20 protein-coding genes are annotated in these 26301 nt (G+C 66.7%); 2 read left to right on the forward strand and 18 right to left on the reverse strand.

The genetic code is table 11. The features are described 5' to 3' along the window. Positions 1-61 precede the first annotated feature (61 nt). Positions 62-661, forward strand: a complete 600-nt coding sequence (locus D7Y61_RS13115; RefSeq protein WP_180866650.1) for a GNAT family N-acetyltransferase — start codon at positions 62-64, stop codon at positions 659-661. Here the strand turns inward: D7Y61_RS13115 and D7Y61_RS13120 are convergent. The 12 genes from D7Y61_RS13120 to D7Y61_RS13175 form a co-directional block, all read right to left on the reverse strand. Continuing rightward, the gene (locus tag D7Y61_RS13120; RefSeq protein WP_180866652.1) at positions 658-1437 is read right to left on the reverse strand and encodes a CDP-diacylglycerol diphosphatase; all 780 of its coding nucleotides are present in this window, start codon (positions 1435-1437) and stop codon (positions 658-660) included. The two genes, D7Y61_RS13115 and D7Y61_RS13120, sit on opposite strands and share 4 nt — an antisense overlap. Positions 1438-1493: 56 nt before the next feature. After that, positions 1494-3191 (reverse strand): T6SS phospholipase effector Tle1-like catalytic domain-containing protein, encoded by a 1698-nt coding sequence (locus D7Y61_RS13125; protein ID WP_180866654.1) that lies wholly within the window; start codon positions 3189-3191, stop codon positions 1494-1496. Then, positions 3178-3675: a hypothetical protein gene (locus D7Y61_RS13130; RefSeq protein WP_180866656.1), complete on the reverse strand. Its 498-nt coding sequence runs from the start codon at positions 3673-3675 to the stop codon at positions 3178-3180. Before D7Y61_RS13130 ends, D7Y61_RS13125 begins: the two co-directional genes overlap by 14 nt. A 19-nt stretch (positions 3676-3694) precedes the next feature. Beyond that, on the reverse strand, positions 3695-4504 hold the full coding sequence (locus D7Y61_RS13135) for a DUF4123 domain-containing protein (protein WP_180866657.1): 810 nt from the start codon (positions 4502-4504) through the stop codon (positions 3695-3697). 56 nt (positions 4505-4560) lie between these two features. Beyond that, positions 4561-7335, reverse strand: coding sequence for a type VI secretion system Vgr family protein (locus D7Y61_RS13140; RefSeq protein ID WP_180866659.1), 2775 nt, complete (start codon positions 7333-7335; stop codon positions 4561-4563). Positions 7336-7454: 119 nt separating this feature from the next. Then, on the reverse strand, positions 7455-8072 hold the full coding sequence (locus D7Y61_RS13145) for a decarboxylase (protein WP_180866661.1): 618 nt from the start codon (positions 8070-8072) through the stop codon (positions 7455-7457). A gap of 186 nt (positions 8073-8258) precedes the next feature. Then, positions 8259-8897 (reverse strand): hypothetical protein, encoded by a 639-nt coding sequence (locus D7Y61_RS13150; protein ID WP_180866663.1) that lies wholly within the window; start codon positions 8895-8897, stop codon positions 8259-8261. 50 nt (positions 8898-8947) lie between these two features. Beyond that, entirely contained in the window at positions 8948-9541 is a 594-nt protein-coding gene (locus D7Y61_RS13155; RefSeq protein ID WP_180866665.1) for a hypothetical protein, read from the reverse strand. Between the two features lie 2 nt (positions 9542-9543). Beyond that, positions 9544-11745: an SH3 domain-containing protein gene (locus D7Y61_RS13160; RefSeq protein WP_180866667.1), complete on the reverse strand. Its 2202-nt coding sequence runs from the start codon at positions 11743-11745 to the stop codon at positions 9544-9546. After that, complete coding sequence (locus D7Y61_RS13165; RefSeq protein WP_180866668.1) at positions 11738-13177, reverse strand: hypothetical protein; 1440 nt, start codon at positions 13175-13177, stop codon at positions 11738-11740. Before D7Y61_RS13165 ends, D7Y61_RS13160 begins: the two co-directional genes overlap by 8 nt. After that, complete coding sequence (locus D7Y61_RS13170; RefSeq protein WP_180866670.1) at positions 13174-13740, reverse strand: hypothetical protein; 567 nt, start codon at positions 13738-13740, stop codon at positions 13174-13176. The genes D7Y61_RS13165 and D7Y61_RS13170 overlap by 4 nt, the downstream gene beginning before the upstream one ends. Positions 13741-13745: 5 nt before the next feature. After that, positions 13746-16508: a type VI secretion system Vgr family protein gene (locus tag D7Y61_RS13175; RefSeq protein WP_258010356.1), complete on the reverse strand. Its 2763-nt coding sequence runs from the start codon at positions 16506-16508 to the stop codon at positions 13746-13748. A 235-nt stretch (positions 16509-16743) separates the two neighbouring features. Between D7Y61_RS13175 and tssA the strand changes: the two genes are divergently transcribed. After that, complete coding sequence (gene tssA / locus D7Y61_RS13180; protein WP_180866676.1) at positions 16744-17805, forward strand: type VI secretion system protein TssA; 1062 nt, start codon at positions 16744-16746, stop codon at positions 17803-17805. 51 nt (positions 17806-17856) lie between these two features. On the opposite strand, the gene D7Y61_RS13185 is transcribed toward tssA, so the two are convergent. The 6 genes from D7Y61_RS13185 to D7Y61_RS13210 form a co-directional block, all read right to left on the reverse strand. Further along, complete coding sequence (locus tag D7Y61_RS13185) at positions 17857-18642, reverse strand: OmpA family protein (RefSeq protein ID WP_110712637.1); 786 nt, start codon at positions 18640-18642, stop codon at positions 17857-17859. A gap of 2 nt (positions 18643-18644) precedes the next feature. Next, positions 18645-19628 (reverse strand): type VI secretion system-associated protein TagF, encoded by a 984-nt coding sequence (gene tagF, locus D7Y61_RS13190; protein ID WP_164161577.1) that lies wholly within the window; start codon positions 19626-19628, stop codon positions 18645-18647. Further along, on the reverse strand, positions 19625-23335 hold the full coding sequence (gene tssM / locus D7Y61_RS13195) for a type VI secretion system membrane subunit TssM (RefSeq protein WP_180866677.1): 3711 nt from the start codon (positions 23333-23335) through the stop codon (positions 19625-19627). Before tssM ends, tagF begins: the two co-directional genes overlap by 4 nt. 15 nt (positions 23336-23350) lie before the next feature. Continuing rightward, positions 23351-24784, reverse strand: a complete 1434-nt coding sequence (locus D7Y61_RS13200) for a hypothetical protein (RefSeq protein WP_180866678.1) — start codon at positions 24782-24784, stop codon at positions 23351-23353. A gap of 42 nt (positions 24785-24826) precedes the next feature. Continuing rightward, the gene (locus D7Y61_RS13205) at positions 24827-25087 is read right to left on the reverse strand and encodes a PAAR domain-containing protein (protein ID WP_110712641.1); all 261 of its coding nucleotides are present in this window, start codon (positions 25085-25087) and stop codon (positions 24827-24829) included. Between the two features lie 102 nt (positions 25088-25189). Continuing rightward, the gene (locus tag D7Y61_RS13210; protein WP_248857913.1) at positions 25190-26071 is read right to left on the reverse strand and encodes a M15 family metallopeptidase; all 882 of its coding nucleotides are present in this window, start codon (positions 26069-26071) and stop codon (positions 25190-25192) included. Positions 26072-26301 lie beyond the last annotated feature (230 nt).

A 26301-nucleotide genomic window follows, 5' to 3' on the forward strand; every position in this document is an offset into this window, starting at 1 on the left:
CGCCGCACTTTTGCAACGAATTGAATGGCCTGCCGCGGCCGGCACGGCCATCGTTCCGGGAATGATGACCCCGTACCCCACATCCCATCTCCCCCCCATGCGCCCGGTGTCGCGCCGCCATCTGCTGCAGCTGCAGGCAGCATCGGTCACCCTGCGCCCCTTCCAGCGTACCGACCTGCCGGGCTGGCGCCTGTTCGACGACCGACGCCGACGCGGTCGGCCGCTTCACCCCGGCATCGACGAAGAAGCGCGCTTCCTTGCCCATATGCACCGCTCACGCCTTGAACAGGACAACGACCAGTTGATGCTGGGCGTCTTCGAAGACGAGCGTGGCACGGTATTGGACCAGCTGCACATCCGCCTGCATTCGCTGCACGCACGCTGCGCCGAACTGCTGTCACTGCAGCACTGGCATCCGCACACCGATGCAACGTTGCAGGCGTTGTGCCCATTCCTGTTCGATGACGTTGGCCTGCATCGCGTGTTCGTGATGCTGCCGCCGGACTGCGGCGCCCCCTTTGCCCATGCACTGCGGGCCCACGGCTTCGAACCGGAAGGCGTACTGCGCGATCAGTACCTCGACCTGGAGGGTTGGCAGGACCGCCAACTGATGGCACTTACCGCACCGATATGGCGCAGCCAGCGCTGCACCATGGACTAGCGCACCCGCTCCAGCGCGTGGCCGGCGCCGGTCAGGACCGTGCAGGCATGGTCCTGCAGCTCTTCGCCGCTGGCCTCGTTGCCGGTGCCTGCATCCACGCGGGTGGCCAGCAGGATGAAGCCAGGGCCGTCCTGCACGTTGTCCCGACCCGCGACAACCAGGCTCCATTGGCCGACGTCGTCCACGCCACTCAGGTCATGCGCAAGCAGGTTGAGGGGATTGGCGGTCAACGCCGCGCCCGGCAGCAGCCGGGCCTGGTACTGATGGCCGCGCAGCAGGACCGGCAGCGGCGTCCACCGGGTGCCCAGGGCGCCGGCATGTGCGTCCAGCGCCTGCAGCACATCGGCACGCAGGCAATCAACATGGATGTGCAGCTGATGCTGCGAGCGGCCGTATGGCGAGTTCAGCGCCAGGCTGGCGACAGTGCGTGGCAGAGGTTGGCCCAGGGCCTGTTCGGTATGGCTGCGGGCCTGCCATGCCGCCGCGAAGTAGTTCGGTGCGCCCTGCTGGTACAAGCCGCGGTTCTCGATGCCGCTGATCTTGTCCAGCGGCATCAGCAGGAACTGGTAGTCGCCGTGCGCATCCTTGACCACCACGTCGCGGCGGTCCGCCGCCGCCTCCACCTGCAGGCAGTCCCCGCGCGGCCCGTCGGTGCCGCGGCAATCACGCTCGATCAACCGCCACAAGGCGCCGGAATGCGCCGGCGGCGGGGGCGCACTGGCACAGCCCGCCAGCACCGGCAGGGACAAGGACAACAACAACGGCAGACGGGGCACGGCACTCACATCGATGGCTCGGCCCACGGCCGCGGCGCGTAGTGTAGCCCGCCCTCTCAGCCAGGTACTGCCTCGGTCGCTTCGGCCTTCTCCTCCACCTTGCCGGGGGTGTACTTGGTGGCACCGAAATACAGCACCCGCCACTGGCTCAGGTTGCCGATGAACCAGTGCGCCACCGAGTCGTGGCCGTAGCCGTCGAAGAAGGCCTCCACCTCCGGCGGCAGCAGGGTAGTGTTGTCCCACGACTCCAGGGTCACCCGCTCGGCCATGGTCAGCGTCGCGCCCCGCTCGCGGCGGCGACGCAGGCCGACGATCTTGCCCAGCATCGTGTCGTTCTCCTTCTCCAGGCCGCGGCGCTGCTTGCGCACCGCTGAAAGCTCATCGTCCCGCGCCTTCAGTTCATCGGACACCCGATTCCATTCGGCCGTCTTGTCCGCGTTGCCCTGGTCGGCCAGATGCAGGTTGTCGTTGCCCCACGGCGATGGCAGCTGCGACTGGCGACGGCGCAGGGTCCGCACCTGCTCGCGCAACGCGTCCTCGCGCGCCGCCAGCCGCTGCATCGACGGCAATTTGTCACCGCGCGCGACGCGCACCCGCAGCCAGCGGTACAGCAGCTCCATGTGCGAGGCCTGCACGTCCTCCATGCGCCCGCGCTTGACCCGCACCGCCTGCAGATAGGCGTTGAACACGGCCTGCAGCTCCGGATCCTGCTTGTCGAACTCGGCCTTGACGTGATCTTCCAGAAGACTGATCGGGTTGAGCAGCACGCCACCGGCCTGCGCCATGTCGTACATCTCGTTGAGGGAAAAGCGCGCGATGCTGTTCTGGCGCCCCTGGTGTTGCGGGTCATAGCCGCCGCCCACATCCGAGTGCACGCCCGGGAACCAGATTTCCACCGTATTGGCCGGGTACAGCGCGTGCTCCCGCGTTGAATCCAGCGGGAACTGGCCACGCAGCTCATGGGCGGCGGTCATGTGCACCGACTGCTCCACGATTTCCGGAACCACCATGCCTTCGGCCCAGCCGGTATGCCCATTGCGGTAGTTCACCGCGGCGGCGGCCAGGCTCGGCCACACCGAGCACACCGTATCGAACACACCCATGAAACCGATCCGCAGCGGAATGCGCTCGCGGTACAGCCAGGTGCCATCGGCCTGGCGCCGGCAGCGCGCGGCCAGGTCGCGGGCGAACGCGCGTGCCGATGCCGCGCCGCGCGAAAAGCCCAGCACCGACACGCTGACCACCAGGATACGCATCGGCTCGGGCTGGGTGTCGATCAGCTCGTCCAGCGCCTGCAGCGCGAAGTCGATGCGCTCGCGACCGCCCTTGCCGATCGACAGCCCGAGCAGGCCGCCGCTGTCACCCACTTCCGGGCAGGGCGTGCCGACGCCGGCCAGATACTGGCGTTTGCTGTTGCGACGATCCATTACATGCGCGTCGTAGAGCCGGGCGATGTTGGAAAGCGCCCGCTCCCCCACATCCTTGGCCAGCTCCTCTTCGCGATTGTTACCCGTGCCGTCGAAGAACACGCTCAGGTGCAGGCTCTGGGTGCACCCGGTGGTGGCCGCTTCCTTGTCGGGCACCGTGCCGCACATCGCTTCCTGGCGGCGGCGACGCTCGGCATCACTCAACGGACGCGTTCCGCGCGCCAGCCGCGCCGTGCGCGCCGTGCCTTCTGCCTGCGCGATCGGATCGGGGGTACCGGGTTCGAGATCCACCTGGCCCGGAATCGCGGTCGGATCAGTACTGGTCATGGTCCTTGTGCTCCTTCGGCACCGGCATGCGTCGCACATCCCATTTGTTCACGCTCTTGTCCAGCAGCTCCGCCTCGACATGGCCGTCGGCGTAGAAATGCAGCAGCAAGGTCGCCGGGTTGGGCGGATACGGCGTCTTCAGCGGCACCACCGCCTCGCGCGGCACGCGGTGCCCTTCGCTCAGGTAGCGGTTGGTGGCCAGATCGTAGCGGTTGGCCTCGATCCAGCGTACACGGACGCTGTCCGGCCCCTTGCCGCGCGGCGCACGCGGCCCCATCCCGGAGCCGCCATTGGTGTAGCCGTCCAAGCCGCCCAGAAACTGCCCATCGACGCGCACATCGGCCAGGTAATACGGGCTGTAGTTGAACGCGAACAACGACATGATCGGCGTCTTGCCGCGCGCCATCGCCCGGCTGCAGCCGACACCCACCACCAGCAGCGCGATCACCGCCAGCGCGCTCCACCACAGATACTTGTTGCTCATCATCGCGATCTCGCTCCGTTCAATCCCAGCTTTCTTCCAGTGGCCAGACTTCGTCGCCGATATCGGCCGCGCTGCGCCGCCCGGCGGCGAAGTCCTGCAGGCGCTGCTGCCAGGCCGGGTCATCGCCGAGATCCGTACCGGCCAGCAGCGCCCAGGTCGCCACCATGACCACACGACGGCTGTCTTCGATCCCGGCCGCGGCGGCCGTTGCCACCACGCGCCGCAGGAAGGAGTACCAGCGCGCGCGCGGCAGGCGCGTCAACAGCTCGGGGTCGGTCAGCTGGAAATGGTCGATCAGGGTGTAGGGGTAGCTGGCATCGATCAGCGCGCGCCGCTGCGGCGCCTCCAGCACCCACGGTGGGTCATGCGGATCCTGGCCAATGTCGTGCAGTTCCAGCTGCGCCCATTGCAGATCGTGGCGCAGGTACCACCAGCGCTCCCCCAGCGACAGGAAGGCCCGGCATTGTGCCTCGTCGAGCACCTGCACCCACCAGGGCAGCACGCGTGCGTCAAAGAAGCGGGCCAGGAATTCCTTGCCGTTCGGGTAGCGCGCGTCCAGGCGTCGTTGCAGGCGCTGCTGGAGCGCCTCGCCGGTCAATGACGTTTCGATCACGCTGAGCAGGCCCGGCGAACGTGCCTGGGCGGTGGCACGCTGCAGCAAGCGGTCGATGTCGATGCCCCGCGGCAGCCGCGCCAGGAACACGCTGGCGTCATCGCTGCCGTCGGCCAGCAGACCATCGAACAGGCGCAGCGGCGCCCATGGCAACGCACGCAGCAGCTGCAACGGCTGGTCGCACTGCGCGCCATCCAGCAACATGAAACGTTGCATGTCCGCATCCAGCGGCGGCAACGCGAGCGGAGGGAAATGCCAGGCCGGGCCCATCCTCAGCCTCCCTTCGGCGTCAGCGGTGCGGCGCGTTGCGCCGCAAGCAGCAGGCATTCCTTGCACACCGACTGCGGGAACACGGGCAGTGGATAGCGCCCCCCACCGCCAGGCAGGAACGACTTGCGGCCTGCATGCACGGTGATCCGCCCCGGCGCATTGAACACGATGTTGCCGTCGCTGATGGTAAGGCTGGCACCGGACGCAGTCGCCACCTGGATCGTGCGGCCAGCGCCGAGTTCAACGGCGGCCTGGGCGCTGGCGGCCCGCAGCGCTTGCCGCGCCTGTACGCCCACCCGATCCTGCTGCGCCTGGATGTCCAGCAGCTGGGTTGCACTGGCCAGTGTCAGTGTCGCGTTCGTGGTGTCGGCACCGGCCATGCTCGCGGCCAGCACGCCGATCGCCTGGCGGCCATGCCAGCGCGCCTGCCCCATCACCGTCGCATCGCTGTGCTGGCCACTGCCCAGTACCAGCGTTTCACCCTGGGCCCAGTGCAGTCCCTGCCCCGCCACCATCACTGTCCCTGCCGGTGCGGACAGGCCCAGCAAAGCATCGCCGGTATGGGGCACCCGACCATCGGCCGCGTCAGCGCTCCGTTGCGCGGCCGCGCCGCTGGCGTCCTGCAGCGTGGTTCCGGGCACGGTACTGGCCACGCTGGCCAGCAGCACCGGCAGCGGTGCCCGCGTACCGTCAAGCGAGGAGCGCTGCGGCGACTGTACGCCCAGGTGGGCCGCGGGCTGCACGGTCAGATGGCTGCGCGCCGCGCCAGCCTGTTGCTGCGCCAGCGTCGCCAGTTGGCGCATCAATGCGCTCGCCTGCGGTGCGGCACCTGCGGGCTCCTGGCCGCGATGCGCATGGGCATCCAGCCACAGTCCACGTTGCCCCCGGACGCTGCCCCACGCGTCGCTGCGCAGTTCAAAACCGGTTCCGCGCAGGCTTCCGCGATGGTTGTCGGCCTGGTGCCGCAGATGGCCTAGGCTCAGCGCCGAATCCTGCTGGCTGCTGGCCAGCTGCGCACGCAACTGCTGGTCGCTGTCATCGAACAGCAGGCGGTTCCACCCCTGCCCCTGCCACTCGCGCGACTGTACGCCCCACAGCGCACCCGCATGCCGATGCGCCTGCTCGCCTCCGGCCGCTGCATGCCACGCCGGTGCCTGGCCTCCCCCCAGGTTGGCCTGTGCACTGCCGGCACCATCGCGGGCCTGTGCAAGCGGCGTGGTATCGGCTTCGCCACTGGCGCCGGCGGGCGTCGGTGCAATACCTGCTTCACCGCGCCCGTTGTAAAGCGCCCCCAGCACCAGCGGACGATCGATGTCGCCTTCCAGGAAGCCGACCAGCACTTCCTGGCCGATCCGTGGCAGGAACTGGCTGCCCACTCCCGGGCCCGCGTAGCGCTGCACCACCCGCAACCAGGCGCTGTCCGCGCCGCCTGCCGCGTCCTGGAAATGGAAACGCACGCGTATCCGTCCCAGTGCATCGGCATGCAGTTCGTCGCTGGCGCTGCCCTGCCCGGCCACGACGATCGCGGTCTGGTAGCCGGGGGCCAGCGGCCGCGGGTTGCGCCGCACACCAGTGCCATCTTCCAGCACTGGCCGCCAGCGGCGGTCGCGGGCGAGCGCGCTGAACGCGTGGCTGTAGCCGTGTGCACGTACCTCGGCCTGAAGCGTGGGGTCGCCTCCGCTGGCCGCTTCGTCCGTGGACAGCGCCTGGCGCAGATCGACCGGCAGATTGTTGACACCGGCGTGCTCGACATCCACCAGCAGGAGTTCCGTCGGCACCTCGCCCGGCAGGCCGGTCAGCACCCAGGCCTGCCCGGCGTCGGCGCTGCGCACGCTGCCCAGGCCCTGCCACTGCAACGCCTGCGCTTCCATCGCTTCAGCCACCAGGTGCGCGTGATGCTGCAGCTCTGCGGCATCGGCGAAGACGTGCGCACCGCTGGCATCGTAGGCCTCACGCAGCCCATGGCCGCCGCCCTGCACCGGCACCTGCCCCATCAGCGACCGGACGCTGCGGTAATCGCCGCTGTGCAACTGCACGCGGGTGCTGTGCAGCCGGCGACGTTGTCCCAGCTGCTGCACACCGTCGTGGCGCTCGCTGGCATCGGCGCGGTGGAAACGGATTCCACCGTTGGCACGTGACTCCGCCGACTCGGGCAGCGTGGTTGAATCAGCGAACAGCAGCAGGCCATGCCCGGCCGTCGCTTCCTCGACATCCTGCACGCACCAGCCCAGCCCTTCCTCGGCCAGCAACCGCTGCACGAAGGCCAGGTCGGTCTCGCGATACTGCACGCAGTAGCTGCGCGGCCGCGAGCCGGCCAGCAGTTCTTCGACGTCATCGCTCCAGCGCCACTGTGCGTATTCCGGGTGCATCTGGAACACCGCGTCCACAATCTGGCGCACACCCTGTTCCTGGAACACGCGGCTGCATCTCGCCTGGTCGAGCCACCACGTCCAGTCGCGCAGCGAAATGCGGTAGCGCACCAGCCCTCCATCACTGCCCACGCACCGGGCAGCGGCGATGACGCCATGGCGCGGCCAGTCCTGGCCGTCGGCCAAACGCACATGCAGGCAGGCCGGCTGCCCCAGCCATTCGGCCAGCGGCAGCGAAGCGTCCAGCGCGAGTACATCGATCGTCAGATGCCGCCCCTGCGACAGGGCGTCATGTCCATGCCAGTGATCGACTACGACCGCGGGCATGCCGGGTAGATCCAACCGGTACAGGCGGCTGCCGGCATCAAGGCCAGCTGCCTGCACCATGAGGTTGCGCATCGCTTCCATGGCGTTCCTACCGTTGCTGCCCCACGAACGGCGGGCAGGTCCTTCCCCTGTAGGTCGACGGTAGCAGATGGAAAACGGCGGTGCACGCGCGCACCGTCACGCCCGATTAACGTTCTGGATCAATAGGTTCCGTAGGACACTTCCACCACGACCGGCTTGCCCTCGCCCTGAAGCGGCTGCAGGGTGAAACGGTCCAGTGCGCTGCTGTCATCGCCCAGCGGCGTGCTGCGGAACTGCAGGCGGTAGGTCGCGCCCGCCTGCACGCTGCCATCGGGCAGCAGCCGTGCATCGGCGGGCAACAGCAGCCCGCCCAGATCGCTGTAGGCTTCGGGCGCGTCGCTGAAGCCGTAGCCAACCAGTTCGTCCGTGCGACGCATCTGGTAGACCCGTGTCGGCCACGGGCGCGCCGTGCTGCGGCCATTGCGCAGGTCGCTCACCCACGGTTCCGGCAACTGGTAGGTCTTGCGCAGCGCGGTGTCGTCCAGTTCGGCGCTGGCCACCTGCAGGCAGCACACCAGCCGCTTGCTTTCACGGTCGTAGATCGAGAAGCGCGCGTCGCGGGCCACGGTGGTGGGCAGTACCGCGAACGGCACGTCCCGCAGTGCAGGCTCGGCACCATCACGGGAATCCAGGTTGCGCCAGCCACCGAAGGTCGGCTCGGCTGCATGCGCCAGTGGCGCAGCCAGGCACAGCGCCACCACGAGCCCAGGGGCCGCGCGTCCGATCCAGTTCTGCATGTCATTCATCCGTCGATGGCACCTGGCCAATCAGTTTCGTGAGGATGCCATGAAGGTGCAGCGGTTGCCATGTCGGGCCAATTGCCGGGACGGCGCCGCGCCAGCGAACAGGCCCCCTCCTGTGCTGGCCCGGCCAGGCAGGCCGCCGTCATCATTCCAGCCGTCGCCACACGCTGCTGGTCGCCATCAGTGCGCTTCGAACACCATGTACGCAGTCTGGTACCCGGTAAAGCGGACGCCATCGAATCCGAAGCAGAACCGCCCTTCGTTGATCGATCGGTAGGCCAGTATTGTTCCGAGCAGACAGAACTGCTGCGCATCCACCGACGTTTCCAGCGTCCCATGCCCCATCGGACGTCCCCTGCTGGACAAGGCGCCGGACAACGCATCGATCGGCACGGGATACACCACTCCGCTCCGGGCGTTGATCACCACCACCGAGCGCTGGAAGTACTCAGGCCATTCCTCCAGCTCCGCCACGATGTAGTGCCCGTTGAAGTTCGGTCGCTGTTCGGCGATCACCTTGTTGATCTCGGCACGATGCCGATCATCACAGAAGTTGATCGGACTGCTGAGGAAGGTGCAACCGGAATGGGGAGAGAGCATCCTGACGCCGGCATACCCTGCGTTGCGTGCCGTGGAGGCAGGATTCTCTCCGGTCGTTGCCGGGTCAGTTGTCGATGCACCCGCAGCCAGGCTTTCCGATGCACCCGGCTTTCCGGCGCACGCGGCGGTCGCAAGAAGAAGACTGAGCGGCAGGAACGAGCGCAGGCCGCGCCCGACACAGGCAGCGACCCACTTCTGCGCGCGGCCAACCGCGCGCATGCCTGCAGGCCCACTGCGGACGCCTGGCTCCATCCCTGGCAGGTCCCGATCTAGTAGGTTCCGAACGGAACCTCGACCTTCAGCGCCGCGCCTCCCTTGGCCGGCTTCAAGGTGTAGGTCTGAACGCCACCGTCACCATCGGCCAGCGAGGTTTCCCGGCGCTGCACCGTATACCGCTCTCCGGCGATCTCAAGCGTGTTCGCCCCGACCACCCGCGCGTCGGGCGGCAGCAGAAGGCCCCCTGCTGCTTCGCGTTCTTCCTTGAAGGTGTAGCTGCCCAGCGCCCCCTGCACCTTCAGCAGCTGGACGCGTGGACGATAAGGCGCTGCATCGAGATTCCAGCCATTGACCAGGTCGGTGACCCAGGGCCCCGGAATATCGAAGCGATCCTGGAGCTCGCTTTCGCTCACCTCAGTGCCTTCCACCGACAGGCAGCACACCACCTTGCCCGCCTTGGCGTCGTACACCGCCCAGCGGCTTCCTGCCGTTGCGGCATGGGGCAGCATGGAGAAGTGGAACTGGCGCTCCAGATCACTGTCGGAAACCCTGCGCCAACCACCCACTTCGGGAGGCTGTGCATGGCAACCCACCGCAAGCAGTACACCGGCTGCCGCAAGAGCAGCGCGAATCGCGAAACCAGCCATCTTCAGTTGCCTGTCTTGGACCAATGGGGATCATCGACCTTTTTCGGCTTGCCGTCATGGTTCCAATGCAGGACATCGTAACTGGCACCCACATCGATGATGTCACGCTTGCTGCCGATCGTCACACTGGTGCCGTCGGCCTTCTTGACCGTCTTGCCAATACCCCAGGCCGGACTCAAGCGCATGTCGATCGCTTCACCGCCATTGTGGTTGGACCGGTACGGTTTGCCGATGGCACCCGCAGCCCCGTAAGCGCTATCCATTGCCTTGGCCCCCTGCTTGGCGGCCTTCAGATCCGGCTTGCCATTGGCATCCAGATGCTGCCAATCGATGTTTACCGCTGCATCGCCATTGCGCGGCTCGAACGCCGGCACTTTGGCCGGGTCCATGCCATTGACGATTTCCCGTGCGTAGTACATCAGGTACGAGCGTTGCGGGGGGCGCAGCGTCGTATTGATGTTCACGCTCACGCCGGCTTCCTTCAGTGCCGCCAGGAAGCGGGTGATGTTCGATTGGAAGGGTTCCTTCAGGTCCGCGACCTTGTTGCTCTGCTTGAACCGTTTATGCCACTGGGCGCCGCTCTTCTCATGCTCGCCGTTATAGCTGTCGTCCTTGCTGGGCGCTGCGTTGGCGTTGGCCGTGGCCACCGCGGAATAGAAATTGTTCAGCAGCCCAATCGGGTGCAGGTGGAAGACCTCCGGTGCGCCCGGAAAGCCCTTGACCCTGGGTGCCACGTCCTTCCACCAGCGCAGATTCTGGATGCGCAGCTTTTCGGCGTTCCACTCCACTGCACCGTCGAGCATGAGCGGGTCCAGCTCGTTCCACTTGGCATCCTCCCCGCCCCACTCGCTCTCGTAGCGCACGATCATCCGGCTCAGTGCCTGCGCCAGCAGGGGCTGCTTGCTGGCCGCCTGCAGTTCGGCCTTGCTGATATGCCCGTTGCCATCGGTGTCCAGCAGTGCGTGCAGCTTCCGGACCAATGCGCTGCGCTCGACCTTGTCCGCACGCATGCGGTGGTCGGTCACTTCGTGGGGCTGCAGCACCCCCATCTTCACCAGCGTCGCGGCCATCATGTCGACCGGCTGGATGCTGCCCTCTTCCACCGTCTCAAAGCCCGGCCAGGCCCAGGGCGACTGCCAACCCACCTTGGCGTGCCCGGCCTCGCAGGCCCACCCCAGCACAAAGCTTCCTGGCTTCTCGCCACATGCCGCGATTTCCCACCAGGCCTTGCCATCACTGTCCAGCGCCCGTTTCGGCGCGGGCAGCCGCTCCAGTTCGGCGCGTGACATGACCCGGACCAGCCCCACGGCCTCGACATCGGGTCCGTCGGTGCGCAACGGGTGCTTCTTCCACCACTTCATTCCGCCCGCCGAACACTGCTGCAGATCCTTGCGCAGGATCCAGAACGGCTCGCCCAGCGGCATCCGCATCTCGCGCCGTTGATAGTTGTGCTTGCGCGCCTCCTTCTCCGACTGGGTGCGCTGCGTATCGGCAGGGCCCACGAACACGCCAGTGAACTGCCCATCCTTTGCGTTCGCGTAGCTCTTGCTGCTGGCCGAATAGGCGCCCAACGCCTTGCGATCGAGCACCTTCAACTCCGACTTCTGGACAAGCGTCCACGCACCCAGTCCCGCGTCCTTGAGCTGGATCAGGCCAGGGTCCGGATCCATGACTCCGTCTGGTTCGGCCGCCTTCTTCAGGCGCGCGCCCTTCTCGATCACGAACAGGCTTCCCGTTCCCGGTGGCAGCAGCGACGCGTAGCGGCGCGACTTGGCCAGGAACACAGGCAGTTCGTTGCCCGCAAAGACCTCCATGTGCAACATCGGGCGAATGCCGCGCTTGGGCAGCGGCTGAGCGTCGACGTACTGCTGATACTCCCCCACATGTCCCAGCAGCGCGCCGGCACTGATCGCAATCGGTGTTTCCGGAATGACCACCTTGTCCCGCTGGACCGGCTGCTTCGGGCCCGGATCCAGTTCGGGCATGAATACCCACCCCTGCTTCGCGGCCGGATCCACGGCCTCGCCCGGCCGGACCGGCGCGATCTCGCCCTCGATGACGCGGTCGATCTGCGCCCACTTGTCCTTGCGGTTCTTGATGGTGATCCGCGCACCGCGCGGCAACAGACCCAGCCGGGTAGACCGGCTGCTGGCCTCGCTGCGGATGTTCAGGCCGATGATCGGCGCGGGTGAAGCCTCACTCATCTGCGTGTGCCTCCTGCACGACGTTTTCCCATTCCTTCACCTGGCCGGGGCCCCATCCCAGCTGCTCCAGCGCTTCGGCAACATCGTCGGAATCTCCCGACGTTCCCCCGCAGTCGCAACCGATGTGGTCCTCCTCATCGATCGATGCCTGCGCTGGCGCAGGAGGCGGCGGTACGTCCTGTGCATCCTTCGCCTTCTCGCCGACCACGAACTCGTTGCCCTCGGTCCAGAAGCCGGGACGCGCGCGTTTGCGATCCTCCTGGTATCCGGTGAAGTCCATCAGGTGCATGTACAGGCTGTAGAACGAAAGCTCGCTTCCAGGCTCCGGCGCTGCGGCAGGTTTGGAATCCTTTGAATCCTTCGCTGTCTTCGTGGCTGGCGCCGGTGCCACCGCCTTGGACGGACCTGTCGCAGTGGAAGCGGTCGCTGCCTGCGGCGTCGTCGGCGTGCTGGCTCCCTCCTTCGATGCTTTCTTGTCCTGCTCTTCCTTCTCGGCCTTCGCGGCCGCCTCGAACTTCGCCTGCGCGTCGGCCGGCAGCTTCAGTGTATGCCGCACCAGTACGAATCCCTTCGAATACAGCGCTTTGCGCTGGACCTGCGGGAACGTGATTTCCGGATAGCGCTCATCGATCCGATACGCCACCACCTCGCCGTCCTTGATGCAACGCACGCCCTGGGTCTGGTCCAGAACGGTGCCACTGCCTGCGTCGAAATGAACGCCGCCGTGCCACAGGCCACTGGCTCCCACCGGGAAGAAGCCATCGTCGACACGCGCCAGCGCCCCGTCTTCCAGTGCCGGGAGGCCCAGGTACATTGCGCCATCAAACGCATCGCTCTTGCCCTGGCGCGGGAAGGGATACATCCAGGTCGTCTGCGCCTCCACCGGCGCGCAGCAGCCCAGTTCGTACCCTCCGAATTTCTTCATGTACTTCGAAACGCTCGACCCGTAGGCATCGGTACCGTCCTCGGCACCGCCCGTACGCAGGAACGCAAGGACTGCTGGCCGCACCCACTGCCCTGTCTTCTTGTCCGGTTTGCCAGGGCCGTATCCCTTCAGGTGGGCGGCTGCGATGATGCCGGACTCGGTCACCACGAACCCCTTCATGGTCTGGCCGATGAACTTGGTCGTGCCGAAGTAGCGCCCCTGCCTGCAGAGCTCGCGCATCCACTCTTCACCGGCCTTGTCCTGCATCGCCTCATTGGCCAGGAACACCTCACGGCTGGTGGCGCCATTCTTGCCGGTCCACTGGCCCTTCCATTCCTGCTTTCTCTTGATCTCGGCCGTGGTCTTGTAATAGCCGAGCTGCATCAGCGCCTGCTCACCGAACTGGTACTTGCCGATGTAGTTGAAGCTGTTGATGATGCCGATGTCGCCGCTCGACTCCTCGAAGCCGACAGCATCAAGGAATGCCTTCAGGTTCCGAGCGCTCATTGATTGTCTCCGCAGTCACCCAGCTGCCTCACCATCTCAAGGCGCGCCGGTTTGCGTGCGTCGATCACCGCACGTTGCGCATCCGTGGGATGCCCCAGCCAGCGCACCTCACAGTTCAACGTCAACCGGCCCACCATGCGCCGACCGCTGGGGTCGTACAGGGCCGCCAGCTGCGTTGAGCCGCAGGCGTGTGCCTGGCAGGCCGAATACAGCCACCAGGTCTGTCCCTCGATCGAAAGCGGCTTGCCGGCTGCACTGGGACCTGTCAGCAAGCGCTCCTTCAGTCCTGGTGCCGCATCGACGGAGACCTCGGCCAGAAGGGTATCGAAGGCCCGGGCCACCGTTGCATCGCTGCGCCCGCAGCCATCGGGCGCCGGCGTCTTCTTCCCCACGAGCGCGAACAGGTAGGTCGCCAACGGCTGCTCCGCGCAGGTCGGTTGCGGAAGTTCAACGGCGGCATCGTTTGAGCGCGCGCCGGTTGCCGCACCGTCCAGCGGCGCAGCAACAGCGCCCCCCCACGACAATGCCGCCACCAGTGGCAGCAGACGTATCGTCTTCTTCATGTTCTTCATCCCGAGAATCCGATGATCCGCTTCTGCTTCATGTCGCCCAGCACCCAGGACGGCAGTTCGCTCTTATGGTCGCTGGGACCAAGGAAGGATTTTCGCTGCGCATGAACAGCGATTGATCCGGGTGCGTTGACCACGATCTGGCCATCGGCAACGGTGATGCTGGCACCACCTGACGTGGCGATGTGCAGCGTCTTGCCTGCGGCAAGCTCGATATGCGCCTGGGCACTGGCACCACGCAGGCCTGATCGCGACTGCATCCGGATGGAATCGCTCTGGGCCTGGACGTCCAACGCGCCGATGCCACTTACAACGGACAACGCAGAAGCAGGCCCGGAACCCTGCTTGGCCGCGCTTGCCAGCAGGCCCAGGGATTGGCTTGCATGCAGGCGCGCCTGTCCCATGACCGTGGCATCGGAGTGCGACCCACTGGCCAGAAGCAAGGCCTCGCCACTGCCCCACATCATCCCCTGCCCTGCAACCTGCACCACGCCGTCCGGCGCTGACACGCCAAGCAGTGGGGCACCGCTGTGGGGAATGCGATCCTCGCCAGCCTCGGTAGCGTGCTGCGGCGCTTCAGCGACGCCGGCCTGGTACTGGGTTCCGGCAACCACCGTGCGCGCCGCCGCCGACATCGCCGCCAGAGGGGCCTGCTTCTGCACGATCCGCGAACGCATCACCCCTCGGGCCCCCTCCTGCATCGCCAGCGGACTGGTCACATGCGTGCGCGCAGCCTGGGTGAACCGCTCGCCCAACGTCTGCAGCTGGGCCAGCAGCGCGGAGGGCTGCACCGCCTCGCCCGCGGGTGCGGACGATCGATGGCCATAGGCGGTGAACCACACGCCCGCCGTCGCGCGCACCGCACCCCAGGCATCGCTGCGCAGCTCGAAGCCGGTGCCACGCACGCTGCCCACGTAGTTGTCGGCCTGGTGCCGCAGATGGCCCAGCGTCAGCTGCGATGCCTGCTGGCTGCTGGCCAGCTGTGCACGCAGCTGCTGGTTCGAATCGTCGAACAGAAGATGGTTGCTGCCTTCACCGCTGTCCCACTCGCGTGAGCGGATACCCCATAGCGCACCGCCCTGGCGATGCGCCTGGTCGCCGGCACCGGCCGCATGCCAGGCCGGTGCCTGGCCGCCACTCAGATTGGCTTGTGCGCTGTGCCGCGCATCGCCGGCCTGGCCATAGGCCGATCCATCGCCCTCACCACCGGCACCGGCAGGCGTCGGTGCGACACCAGCCTCGCCCCGGCCGTTGTACAAGGTTCCCAGCACCAGCGGCCGATCGATATCGCCATCCAGGAAGCCGACCAGCACTTCCTGGCCGATGCGTGGCAGGAACTGGCTGCCGACACCGGGTCCGGCATAGCGCTGTGCCACACGAAGCCAGGCGCTGTCGTTGGCACCGTCGCCCTGCCCCTGCTGGAAATGGAAACGCACGCGCACGCGGCCGTGGCTGTCGGCATGCAGATCCTTGCCGCTGCCGCCGTGGCCGGCCACCACCACGGCGGTCTGGTAGCCGGGCACGGTCGGGCGCGGATTCAACCGCGCGCCGGTGCCGTCCAGCAGCAACGGCCGCCACGGTGTGGCGCGCTCGACCGCTTCGAAGCGATTGCCGTAACCGACCGCTTCGGCCTGCTGCCACAGCGCGGCGTCTTCTCCATCGGCGGGCGCTACGCCCAGTGCATCATCAAGGCTGCGCCGCAGGTCGGTAGGCAGGTTGTTGATGCCGGCGTGGTCGATGGCGACCAGCAGCAGTTCCGGTGGCGTCGCGCCCGGGGCCTGCTGCAGGCGCAGCCAGTTACCCGAGTGCAGGCCGCGTACGGTACCGTGCCCCTGCCAGCATCGGCTGTGTGCTTCGCGCGCCTGCGCCAGCAACCGTGCCTGACGCGAAGCGGCGGCACCATCGCTGAAGGCATACGCGCCCACCGCATCGAAATCCTCGCGCGGCGACTCACCACCACCGCCGTCCATCGGCGACTGACCGGCCAGCGCACGGACCTGGCGGTAATCATCACTCTGCAGGCTGACCGAGGTACTGGCCAAGCGTCGGCTCAGGCCGATGGCCTGCACGCTATCGCTGGTTTCGCTGGCATCACTGCGATGGAAACGCACGCCAATTCCCGTGCTGGTCGCATCTTCCGGCAGCGCAACGCTGTCAGCGAAGATCTCCATGCCGTTGCCACAGGGCGCTTCCTCGTCGGCGTACAGCCGCCACCCCAGGCCTTCTTCGGCCAGCAGCCGCTGCAGAAAAACCAGATCGCTTTCGCGGTACTGCACGCAGTAGCTGCGTACACGCGGGCCAAGGAAATCGTCGACGCCTTCGGCCCAGCGCCAGCGTGCAATTTCGCCATGACCGGCAAGGACGGTGTCGATGATCGCGCGAACGCCCTGCTCCTGGAAAACGCGACTGTGGCGTGCATGCCGCAGCCACCAGGTCCACGACACCAGGCGCAGCCGGTAACGCACCAGGCCGCCATCACCCCCCATCCGGGCCGCGTCGGCAACCAGGCCGCTGCGCTGCCACGGATTGCCGTCGGCCAGTTGCGTGACCAACGTGGCGCGCGTGGCGGGCAGCGAATCCAATGCGATACCTGCATCGGTGGCAAGCACCTCAACCTCGGTCCACGCATCCTCGCCCAGCGCGTCACGCCCGCGCCATCGCTCCACGGTGCATGCCGTGAATGCCTCGGATTGCAAACGATACAAACGCTGCGCGTCGCCAAGACCGGCGGCTCGCGTCATCAGGTAATTCAGCTGATCCATGCCAATTCCAGAGTGAAGACGCCAGATCCTTGGATATCTGGCGTCGGTTTCCAGCCGCCAAATCTACCAGATCGTAGTGTTCGTCAAAATCACGGCGCAGAGCCCCGCATCGAACTGCGCTTTCCGTCACATAACCGACGGCGCAGCGCATTCAGGCATAGTGACGTTCGCGGATGCCTTAACGGGCTTCACATTCAACGGCTAGAATCATCCGCAGTCCCCAACGAGACCTGCCATGCTGGATCAGGAAGCCCTGCTGGCCCCGATTTCGGACCACGCCCCGACCGGTGAAGACCTGTCGTTTTCGGCGGAGTTCGATCGGATCATCGAAAACCGTCGCGCCGACGACCCGACCCTGGACCAGGGTGCGTGGCAGACAGACATCAAATACGCCGACTGGAGCAGCGTACTGCGCGAGTCCAACGACCTGCTGCAGACCCGTACCAAGGATCTGCGCCTGGCCGGCTGGCTCAGCGAGGCGGCCACCCAGCTGGATGGGTTCCAGGGCCTGGCCACCGGCTATCGGGTCACTGCTGGGCTGTGTGACCGGTTCTGGGACAACGTGCACCCGCAAGCGCCGGATGGCGACTTCGAGGAGCGCATCGGCAACCTGAGCTGGTTGCTGACCAATTCGCTGCAATGGCTGCGTTCGGTCCCGATCATCGCCGCGCCCCAGGGCCGCTTCAGCCTGGCGGACTTCGAGCACGCCCACGCCCGCGCCAACAGTGGCGAGGACGATGACGGCCGCCCCAGCCTGGACATCCTCAATGCCGCGCGGCGCGATACGCAGCATGGGTTCTATCGCCAGCTGGCCGATGACCTGCCCGACTGCAGCCAGGCACTGGCCGAGCTGCAGGCTGCGGTCGACAACCGCCTCGGTCTGGATGGCCCCAGCTTCAGCGCGGTGCGTGAACAGCTGGAACACCTGCAGCGCACGGTGCTGCGATTTGCACGGGATGCCGGCGTCCTGCTGGATGGCCAGACCGAGGACGTGGAGGCCGACTTCGACGAACCGGCATTCACTTCCGACCCTGCGGGCTTCGATGCTTCACCCGCCCCCGTGCCCACGCGCGGCCCGGCCGGTGCGCCCGGCTCGCGCAAGGAGGCGCTGCAGCAACTGCGCCAGGTCGCCGAGTTCTTCCGCCGTACCGAGCCGCACAGCCCGGTGGCCTATCTGGCCGAAAAGGCTGCGCGCTGGGGCGAGATGCCGCTGCATGTCTGGCTCAAGCGGGTCATCAAGGACCACGGCACGCTGGAGCAGATGGAAGAGATGCTGGACGTCAACCCGGAAGACTGAGCGCTTCCGGGCCATCGAGCGGAGAGCGGGCCTGGCCCGCTCTCCGCGCGGTTACTGGATCTTGAATTCGATGCGACGGTTGCGCGCGCGGCCATCGTTGCTGGTGTTGTCCGCCACCGGCTCATCAGGCCCCTTGCCCAGCACGTCCATATGGCTGCCCGGGATGCCCTTGGACATCATGTAGTTCTTCACCGCCAGCGCACGCGCGTGGCTCAGGGTCAGGTTGGATTCACGCTGGCCAACATTGTCGGTGTGGCCGATGATCAGGAATCGGCTGTCCGGCATCTGCGCCATCTTGGCCACCATCTCGTCGAGGATGCTCATGCCGAACGGCGTGAGGCGGGCGCTGCCACTCTGGAACTCGATGATGCGGTTGGCCAGGGTCTGGTCCAGCACGTTCTGCTGCGATCCCACCTTCAGCGCGTTGGTGACCGTGTAGCTGGTGTTGCTGGCCAGGCTCAGGTCACTGGCGACCTGCTGGCGCAGGGCCTCGTTGCCGACCTCACCGCTGATCTTCACGGCCTGGCCGTTCACTTCCAGCTTGCCGGGCGACACCCGCTTCAGGCCAGGGTTGATCATGCCGGATACGTAATCGCCCCAGTTCGGCGGCGTGGCGATGGTCTCGACCTGGACGCGGTCGACAACGCGATCGGCCCCATAGACCGCGCGCAGGTTGTTGAGCAGCTTGGCCTTGGTTGCCTGGTCAGGCACCACGCCTTCGATCACCACCGGGCGCTCCGTGGTCGCCTGGGCTGCAGCCGGCGCGTTCTGCGCCGACAGTGGCGCGACGGCCAGCAGCAGCGGCAGCACGAGAGAAAGAGAATTGCACAGGCGCATCGTCAGGTTCCCAGGAAAGTCTCGCCGAACAGCTTGCGTGCGGTGGCCAGGGCCAGGTCGTCACGGTCGAGGAAGCTGCCGAAGCGGTTGAGGTTGTAGTCGCCGCGCAGGTAGTCGTCCACCCATTCCGAGTGCTGGATGCGGATCAGGAAGTCGCCGGCCTCGGCCGGATCCAGCACCGCGCGCAGCACCTGGCGGTCGGCGCCGTTGAAGCCGACGATCATGCTCGGCGCGGCATCATTGCGGATCAGCACGGCCAGTTCGAAATCACCGCGGGCGACGAAACTCGACAGCAGGTCGAGCCAGAATGCCGCCACCAGCGGGCGATAGGCGGGATCGCGGACCAGTGGGAACACCAGTGCCTTGTCGATGTTGACGTCACCGCCGCTGAGCACCGGCTGCAGCAGCAGGCCCAGGGCCGGCAGCACCTGGCGCAGCGCCAGGTCACCATGGCCGGAATCGCGCAGGCGCTGCTCGAGGTCGGCGACCGTGGTGTTCTCCAGGAAATCCTGGAAGCTGCCGTTGTAGTCACCGGGATCGGTGCTGATGCTGAAACGCGCGTCGGCCAGCTGCGCCAGTGCCTGTGCGGCATCACTGTCCTGGTAGGCCTGGCGGGCGAGACGGGCCAGGCCCGACCACGCGTTGGACATCGCCAGCGGGCTGCGCCCGATGAACGGCAGCGGTTCCGGTGCATCCAGGCGCAGCGCCGACAGCAGCGGGAAGCGTCGCTCGGACGCATCGCGGCTGGCCAGGAAGTGACCGCACAACACCATCTTGCTGCGCGAGCCAAGGAAGGCGTAGTGGATCTCCGGTGCTTCGTCGTAGCGCTGCTTCCAGTCCGGGCTCTGGCTCAGCAGCTCCAGGCTTTCGCCGGCCCAGCGATCCAGCCAGCCCAGCAACTGATGGTTGTCGGCCGCACGCACGAAATCGCCACGTGATGGCACCTTGCCGAAGTACGACACACCGGCGCTGACCACGCGGCTCATCGGGCACCTCCGCTGACCGGTGCAGCGGCAGGGGCGGCGGGTGTGGCCGCCGGCGTTGGAGCCGCGGGCGTACCACCCGCCACGCGCTCGGGCAGCTGCAGCCCGCGCTGCCAATCGCCGCCACCCTCAGCACCACCGCTGCCGGCCCGGCGCACAATACGCATTTCCACCGTCACCCCCACGCCATTGCCATTCCAGGTGATGCGGCTGGAGTCGTCCAGGCGCTCGTACTCACCTTCCGCCATCAGGCGGTTGAAGCCGTTGGCGCCGGGCGCACTGAACACCTCCACCGTGCGGCCATCGCCGGTCACCGCGGTGATCTTCACACCTGGCACCTGCCCAGCGTTGGGGTACTGCATGGTCGTCCACTGCGGCGGCGTATTGCGGTAGCGCAGCACCTGGCCATCGATCTCGATGGTGTATTCCAGGGCACCCGCTGCCGGCGCCGGCAGGATCTCAAAGATGGTGGTGTCCTGCGCCGCACCGGCCGCCGAGCCACTCACCCAGTTGCCGTAGTTGGCGACCAGCTCGGCCGACAGGTTCACGCCCTGCCCGGCCCAGCGCCGGGTCTCCAGCAGCGGGCCGCGCTGGATCACCAGCGTCCCCAGCGCGTCCTTGTTGAAGGCGGCGATGCTGCCACTGGCACCGAAGATGGCGGCGATGTCGCTCGGCGCAGCGTCGACGTCGGAGTTGAGGTTGAACGGATACTGCTGGCCGATGCGCGCCTTGAACGGGTCGTAGACCTGCGCCTTCCAGGTCTTGTTGACCTCATCCTCGGTGGGCGGGATCAACGCGCTGAAGGTCTGGGCCAGCGGACGCAGCAGCAACGGACGCAGGGCTTCGCGCTGTTTCTCGTCCAGCCCGGTCAGCACCTGCTCGTCCACCAGCGCAAGGCCCACGCTCAGTTCCGACCCTTCATTGCTGAAGGTGTCCTGCATGAGCTTGCGGGTGCCGACGCCGATTTCGCCCTGGCTCTTGATCGCGTTCAGGCGGGCACGCAGCTTGGCCAGCGTCTCGAAGTACGCGGTGATGACGGCAGGCTGGTCACCGCGCTCGCTGGTCAGCCGAGCGATGCCTTCGAAGGCCTTGCCGATCGGGCCGACCGGCTGTGCAGCCGCCGTCGCCGCCGGGTCCTTGCGCAGGATGGTGCGCTGGAACCAAGCCACGAAACCCTTGCGTGCCTTGCTGGAGCGGGCCAACGCCTGCGGGTTGTCCCAGACGGTCTCCTCGTTGATGCGTTCCAGCAGAGCGCGCAGCGGCGAATTGCTGGCATCTCCCAGCTTGTTGATGCGCGCCACGGCCTCATCGAAGGTGCTGAACTCCGCCACGCTCAGGCCCTGCAGGAACTTGGTCCACTCGCGGGCGTAGTCGTTCTTGTACATGTTCACCAGCTCGCGCGAGACATGCTCCGGGCTGCCAGCCAGTGACAGGTCGCTCTGCTCGGTGGTGCCCAGTACCCAGTCGGTGGTGCTCAGCTGGGTATTGGCCGCCTCCTTGATCGCATCCTGCACATACTCCTCCCACGCCTTGCGCGAGAAGGCGCCGGAAATGGCGTAGCTGCCGTTGATCAGGCGGCCATTGCGCTCGACACCCACCAGGCTGTCGACCGTGGTGGTACCGAAACGTGCGCCGGCCCGCGCCTTGATCTGTGCATACACGCGCTCCATCGCCGGCTGGCCCTTCATCACCTGCCCCAGCGCCTGGCGCGTATCGGAGACCAGGGTGACCTTGTTCTGCACCTGCGGCCAGCTCGGCTTGCCGGCCTGCGCCACGTAGAACGTCATCAGCTTCTCGGCCGCGCGGACCATTTCCTCGCGGCTCATCTGGCCGCGGTTGGCCTCCAGCCAGGTGCGCCAGAACAGGGTCAGCTGCTGCGACAGGTGCGCGCCTTCCACGTACTTGGGATTACCCAGCATCAGGTAGGTCTTGAGCGCGTTGTAGGCATCGTTGGTGCTGGTCGGCGAGGCATTCTGGTACAGCACTTCGCTCTCGGCGGCGGTACTGTTGCCCTGCCCCAGCTTGTCGCGCTCGGCTACCACCTGACCGAGGTAGTTCTCCAGGTTCGATACGGTGGGGGCCAGCATCACCTGCTGCATGCCATGGTTGTACTCACGCAGCAGCTTCTCGCGGATGGCCGTGCCCTGGTACAGGCCGAGGTGGGTGGTGATGCCGCCCTCCTTGCCGTAACGGTCCAGCTGCTCCATGCGGTCCTGCAGCAGCAGGAGCGCGTCGATGCGCGACTTCAGGTCCATGCGGTCCTTCTGCACCCGCACGGCCTGGTCCAGATCCTTGGTCGCATTGGCCACCAGCTGCGCATTGGTCGTATACGACCAGGTCCACAGGCCCAGCGCCAACGCCAGCACACCTACCGCGCCGAGGAACACGCCATAGCGCAGGCGGTTCTGATGGGGGCTGGAATACTGCCGCACCAGCTCCTTGTCAGCAAAGATCACCTTGCGGAACAGATCCTTGAGGAAGAACGCGGTGTGGCCGGTCGGCGCTTCATCGACATTGGAGCCGCGCTCCAGGTTGAACTGGCGGCCGACACGCTCGGAAGCATGGTGCACCGAGCGCCCTTCCTGCAGCGCGCTGGAGAAGTAGAAGCCGCGGAACACCGGCTTGAACTGGTACGGATTGTCTTCGAACAGCGTGGCGATGAACGTACGCAGCGCCGGCTTGATGCCGACGAACTCCAGCGGCAACGACAGCAGGCCCGGCGACACCTCGCGGCCACGCTGCATCGCCATATGGGTCAGGCTCATTTCCTTGATGCCTTCGGCCAGCTCATCGAAGTGGCTGTCGAAGGCGGCCAGTGCATCGCCCTGCTGCTGTACGTCGAACGGCAGCGTCGCGCCCCACACGTGCTCGCGCTCGCCCGGGTCCAGGTTGCGGAAGAATTCGCTGAAGCCGGCGATCAGGTCAGCCTTGGTGAACAGCACGTAGACCGGCGCGAACACTTCCAGCCGCTCGGTGATTTCCTGCACGCGCTGGCGCAGGTTCTTGGCCAGCTCGATCGCGAATTCCGGCTTGCTGCCGGAAAGCTCGGCCAGGCTGGCGGCGATGATCACGCCGTTGATCGGCGCGCGTGGACGGTTCTTCTTCAGCAGGCCGAGGAAGGTCAGCCACTCCATGCGGTCCTCGACGCTGACCGAGTAACGGCCGGCGGTATCGAGCACGATGCCATTGGTGGTGAAGTACCAGTCACAGTTGCGGGTGCCGCCGATGCCCTGCACCACGTTGCCGCGGTTGTCCTCGAACGGGAACTGCAGCCCGGAGTTGAGGATGGCCGTGCTCTTGCCGGCCGCGGGATTGCCGATGATCACATACCACGGCAGCTCGTACAGCGCGGCGTTGCCCTTCAGCACGCCCATCCGCGAGGACTTGATCTGCTTGACCGCATCCATCATGCGGGTGCGCAGCGCCTCGGTATCGGCACGCTGCGCCGGCTGCGACGAGGCCACCGCCTTGTCCGCCTCATCCTTGACCATCGCCTCCACGCGCTTGGCCGCGCGCCGCGCGAGGATCCGCTTGATGCCCCAGACCAGCAGCGCCAGCAGCAGCAGGCCTGCCAGCACGACGGCCACCCAGATGCCTATCTGCCGCGCTTCGGCTTCACCGTAGTGGGCCAGCGCAGCGGCACCGACCAGGCCGATCACCATCCACAGACGGTAGTCGCGCAGGTAGTAGCTGAAATTGCTCAAACTCATGCAGGGATCCAGGGGTCAGGAGGCCGACGGCGCATCGGCCGGCAGCGTCGGGGAAGGAAGAGGATCGACCAGGCCGAACAGGCGCTGCTGGTTGTCGGCAACGCCGAGCAGCAACACCGGTTCGGCCTGGCGTTGGAGTTGTGCATGGGCCAGCGCCAGCTGGGCGATCGGCAGCACCGGCCCCAGCTCGCCGGCACTGATCGCCAGCGCCAGGCTCTGCGGACTGAAATCGAGGTCGGGCGCCAGCGTCGCGGCGATGGCAGCGGCATCGACCATCAGGTCGCCGCGGTGATCGGCATCGTGCAGCACGAACTGCGCCTGCGCCTGCGCCTGGCCGAGGGAGGCATGCCAGTGCGTGGCCAACACCGCCAGCTGCCGGCGCTGCTCGGCCGGGCGCTGCGCTTCGATCTGTTCGGCACGCACCAGTTGCGGGCGCCACACGCGGCCGGCCCCGTCGTGCGCCAGCGCCCGGCTGGACAGCAGCACGCCGGCGGCGCCTTCGCCCGGCACCCGGCCATCGGGATTCTGCGCGGTCGCCAGCACGCCCGAGGCCTGCCAGGCCGCGACGAGCGCGGAATCGATGAAGGAGGTGGCCGCCAGCACCAGGTGCCAGCGCGGCTGCCCCGTCGACAGCGCATCGATCACCCGCTGCAGATGCGGCCAGACTTCGCGGGCGCCATCCAGCGTGGTGACGCGCACATCGAAGCGGCGCGCATCCAGGCCCGCCAGGCGCGCCTGCTCCAGCAGCCAGTCCTGTGCCCAGTGGCGCAGCGGATCGGACCAGCTGCCGGGCACCAGAAGCTCGATGCTGAGTACGTTCTCCACGCGCTGTTCGTCGCGACGACGCAGCCCTGCCACCACCACCTCCTCAGAGGCCACGATCTCCGGCAGCACCGTGAACACGGTTTCCAGCAGCTCTTCCAGCACCGGTCGCAGCAACGCCAGTGCGCGGCGTTCATGCGCCGCCGTGTCGATGCCATCCTGGCGCGCCTGCACGACCTCGAACTCGTCCAGGTCCTGGGCCGCGCTCATCCGCACCGGCAGGTTGTAGTTGTCACGGAAGCGCCCATCCAGCGAAGGGCGCGGTGGCGCCGCAGCCGTCGCCAGCAGCGCCGGCGCATCCAGATCCACGCCCAACCGAAGGGTGCCGGCAAGCAGCGCGACCGAAGGCGGCGCAGCGGACTGCGGATCGGTCGCCTCCTGCTTTGCAGCTCCCGCCTTGCCGTCATCAGACGTGGCCTTGTCCAGCGCCGATTCCGCACCACGGCGCACAGCGCCGCGCAGCATGAAGCCTGCGCTGCTCAGCCCAACAGGCAGCAGGCCCAGGTAGGCCAGCATCTGCATGCCGGTCGGTACCGTGCCGCTGTTGCGCCAATAGAGAATCGTCGCGCCCCAGGTAGCGATGAACACCATCACCACCGACGCTGCCTTGCCCAGCCATCCTGCCATCAGTTGCCCTGCTCCATGCGCTGCTCCCGTCGACCGCGCTGATCAGCGCAGGCCGGTAGCGGCCTGCGAAGCCACCAATGTCGCCCCGCATCCGGTACGGTCACCGTCGCGCGCCACCGGTTGGCCGTCGATCATGACGGTTGCGTCACCACTGACGATCGTGGTCGTGCCATGCATCGCGCACACGGCACGGTCACCCACGCGCGCCACCGGCTTGCCATTGATGTCGGTCTCGCCAGTGCCTGCCACCACGCTGCCACCGTGGCTGAGCTTGTCACCAACGACAATAAATGGTCGTGCCATCCATCATGCTCCTTGATCCTGTGTGACCTGGCGCTCCATCGCCCCCTGTGCCCCGGCGACCCAGATCATCGCCATAACCATACCAGCACCACCGTGTGGTTATCACCCTTGGCGTGACAGCTCTTCACGCTTGGCCGCACGCGCCGCGCGGCAGCGGGATGTCATTTCCACGTGAACATAGTCCTTGATGCTGCGCCAGTTGCCGCCCCAGTCCAGCCCTGCCTGTTCAGCCAGTTCGCCGTACAGGAAGTAGCCGCGCTTGGTCCACTCATCATTCATGTCCCACTGCAGCTTGCCGTCACGGATCGGGGCGCTGTCCACGCCCAGGCCATACTGATGGCAGCTCTGCCACGCACCAGCCCGTGTCGCCTTGCCTCCCGCCATCAACTCGGCCTGGCGCTCAGGGCTGCGATAGCCCTCGATCAGCACCATCTCGTAGCCATACTGGCGCCGCATCACCTCGTAGATGGCCAGCACGCGCTGCTGCAGATCCGCATCGATCTGGTTCCACTTGCGGTCCGCCGTGACAATTTCAGGCCGCAAACGACGCACCTCGGCGGTCGTGAACACCTCCGGCGGCGGTGGCGGCGGCGGGGTCAGACGCTCGCCACGCAACAGCTGGGCCACCATCGAACTGGATTCCGCCAGATCATCGCCGCGAAAATCTTCCAGCACCACCGTCTGGCGCGTGACCAGTATCACAATTGGAGGAATCACCAGAGCGGCCGTGGCAATTGCCAGAATCGGCCAATGACGCCGGATCGCGCTATGCGCCGCACCGGCCTCTTCACGAACCCCACTGCGCACCCGCGTGACGCCGTGACCGACCTTGTCGCCGACCCGCCCGGCCCTGCGCCGGAATCCGCCGAACCGGCGCGCCAACGCCTGGCGCAGCGACTCCACCGTCTCAGGGAACAACAACACCCAGCACACCAGTGCCACAAGCAGCACGACGGCAATGGCTGCAACCACGATTGGCAACACTGGTCCTCCCTGACACGCGATCTGGTTGACGCCCCAACCGCTTTCACTAAGAATGCGAAAATTCGCTTCGGCAGATGCCGACTCAAACCAAGGGCTGGAAGCACTTGAATAATGGCGGAATCAACCGGCCAAGTCTGCTCTCAGGGGGAGCGCAGACCAAAGGCCAGGCCCCCAATGCGGGCCGTATTCTGGCAGACATGGAGGGCCGGCAGGCAACCGCGTCGCCTCGT

It is taken from the genome of Stenotrophomonas maltophilia (assembly GCF_013464485.1).
GTDB classification, from domain to species: Bacteria; Pseudomonadota; Gammaproteobacteria; order Xanthomonadales; family Xanthomonadaceae; genus Stenotrophomonas; species Stenotrophomonas maltophilia_AW.

What these genes read in the sequence shown, in the direction of transcription:
- D7Y61_RS13115 (WP_180866650.1), top strand. Translation starts at nt 62, where the DNA reads ATGATGACCCCGTACCCCACATCCCATCTCCCCCCCATGCGCCCGGTG.
- D7Y61_RS13125 (WP_180866654.1), bottom strand. Translation starts at nt 3,191, where the DNA reads ATGACCAGTACTGATCCGACCGCGATTCCGGGCCAGGTGGATCTCGAA.
- D7Y61_RS13130 (WP_180866656.1), bottom strand. Translation starts at nt 3,675, where the DNA reads ATGAGCAACAAGTATCTGTGGTGGAGCGCGCTGGCGGTGATCGCGCTG.
- D7Y61_RS13135 (WP_180866657.1), bottom strand. Translation starts at nt 4,504, where the DNA reads ATGCAACGTTTCATGTTGCTGGATGGCGCGCAGTGCGACCAGCCGTTG.
- D7Y61_RS13140 (WP_180866659.1), bottom strand. Translation starts at nt 7,335, where the DNA reads ATGGAAGCGATGCGCAACCTCATGGTGCAGGCAGCTGGCCTTGATGCC.
- D7Y61_RS13145 (WP_180866661.1), bottom strand. Translation starts at nt 8,072, where the DNA reads ATGCAGAACTGGATCGGACGCGCGGCCCCTGGGCTCGTGGTGGCGCTG.
- D7Y61_RS13150 (WP_180866663.1), bottom strand. Translation starts at nt 8,897, where the DNA reads ATGCGCGCGGTTGGCCGCGCGCAGAAGTGGGTCGCTGCCTGTGTCGGG.
- D7Y61_RS13155 (WP_180866665.1), bottom strand. Translation starts at nt 9,541, where the DNA reads ATGGCTGGTTTCGCGATTCGCGCTGCTCTTGCGGCAGCCGGTGTACTG.
- D7Y61_RS13160 (WP_180866667.1), bottom strand. Translation starts at nt 11,745, where the DNA reads ATGAGTGAGGCTTCACCCGCGCCGATCATCGGCCTGAACATCCGCAGC.
- D7Y61_RS13165 (WP_180866668.1), bottom strand. Translation starts at nt 13,177, where the DNA reads ATGAGCGCTCGGAACCTGAAGGCATTCCTTGATGCTGTCGGCTTCGAG.
- D7Y61_RS13170 (WP_180866670.1), bottom strand. Translation starts at nt 13,740, where the DNA reads ATGAAGAAGACGATACGTCTGCTGCCACTGGTGGCGGCATTGTCGTGG.
- D7Y61_RS13175 (WP_258010356.1), bottom strand. Translation starts at nt 16,508, where the DNA reads ATGGATCAGCTGAATTACCTGATGACGCGAGCCGCCGGTCTTGGCGAC.
- tssA (WP_180866676.1), top strand. Translation starts at nt 16,744, where the DNA reads ATGCTGGATCAGGAAGCCCTGCTGGCCCCGATTTCGGACCACGCCCCG.
- D7Y61_RS13185 (WP_110712637.1), bottom strand. Translation starts at nt 18,642, where the DNA reads ATGCGCCTGTGCAATTCTCTTTCTCTCGTGCTGCCGCTGCTGCTGGCC.
- tagF (WP_164161577.1), bottom strand. Translation starts at nt 19,628, where the DNA reads ATGAGCCGCGTGGTCAGCGCCGGTGTGTCGTACTTCGGCAAGGTGCCA.
- tssM (WP_180866677.1), bottom strand. Translation starts at nt 23,335, where the DNA reads ATGAGTTTGAGCAATTTCAGCTACTACCTGCGCGACTACCGTCTGTGG.
- D7Y61_RS13200 (WP_180866678.1), bottom strand. Translation starts at nt 24,784, where the DNA reads ATGGCAGGATGGCTGGGCAAGGCAGCGTCGGTGGTGATGGTGTTCATC.
- D7Y61_RS13205 (WP_110712641.1), bottom strand. Translation starts at nt 25,087, where the DNA reads ATGGCACGACCATTTATTGTCGTTGGTGACAAGCTCAGCCACGGTGGC.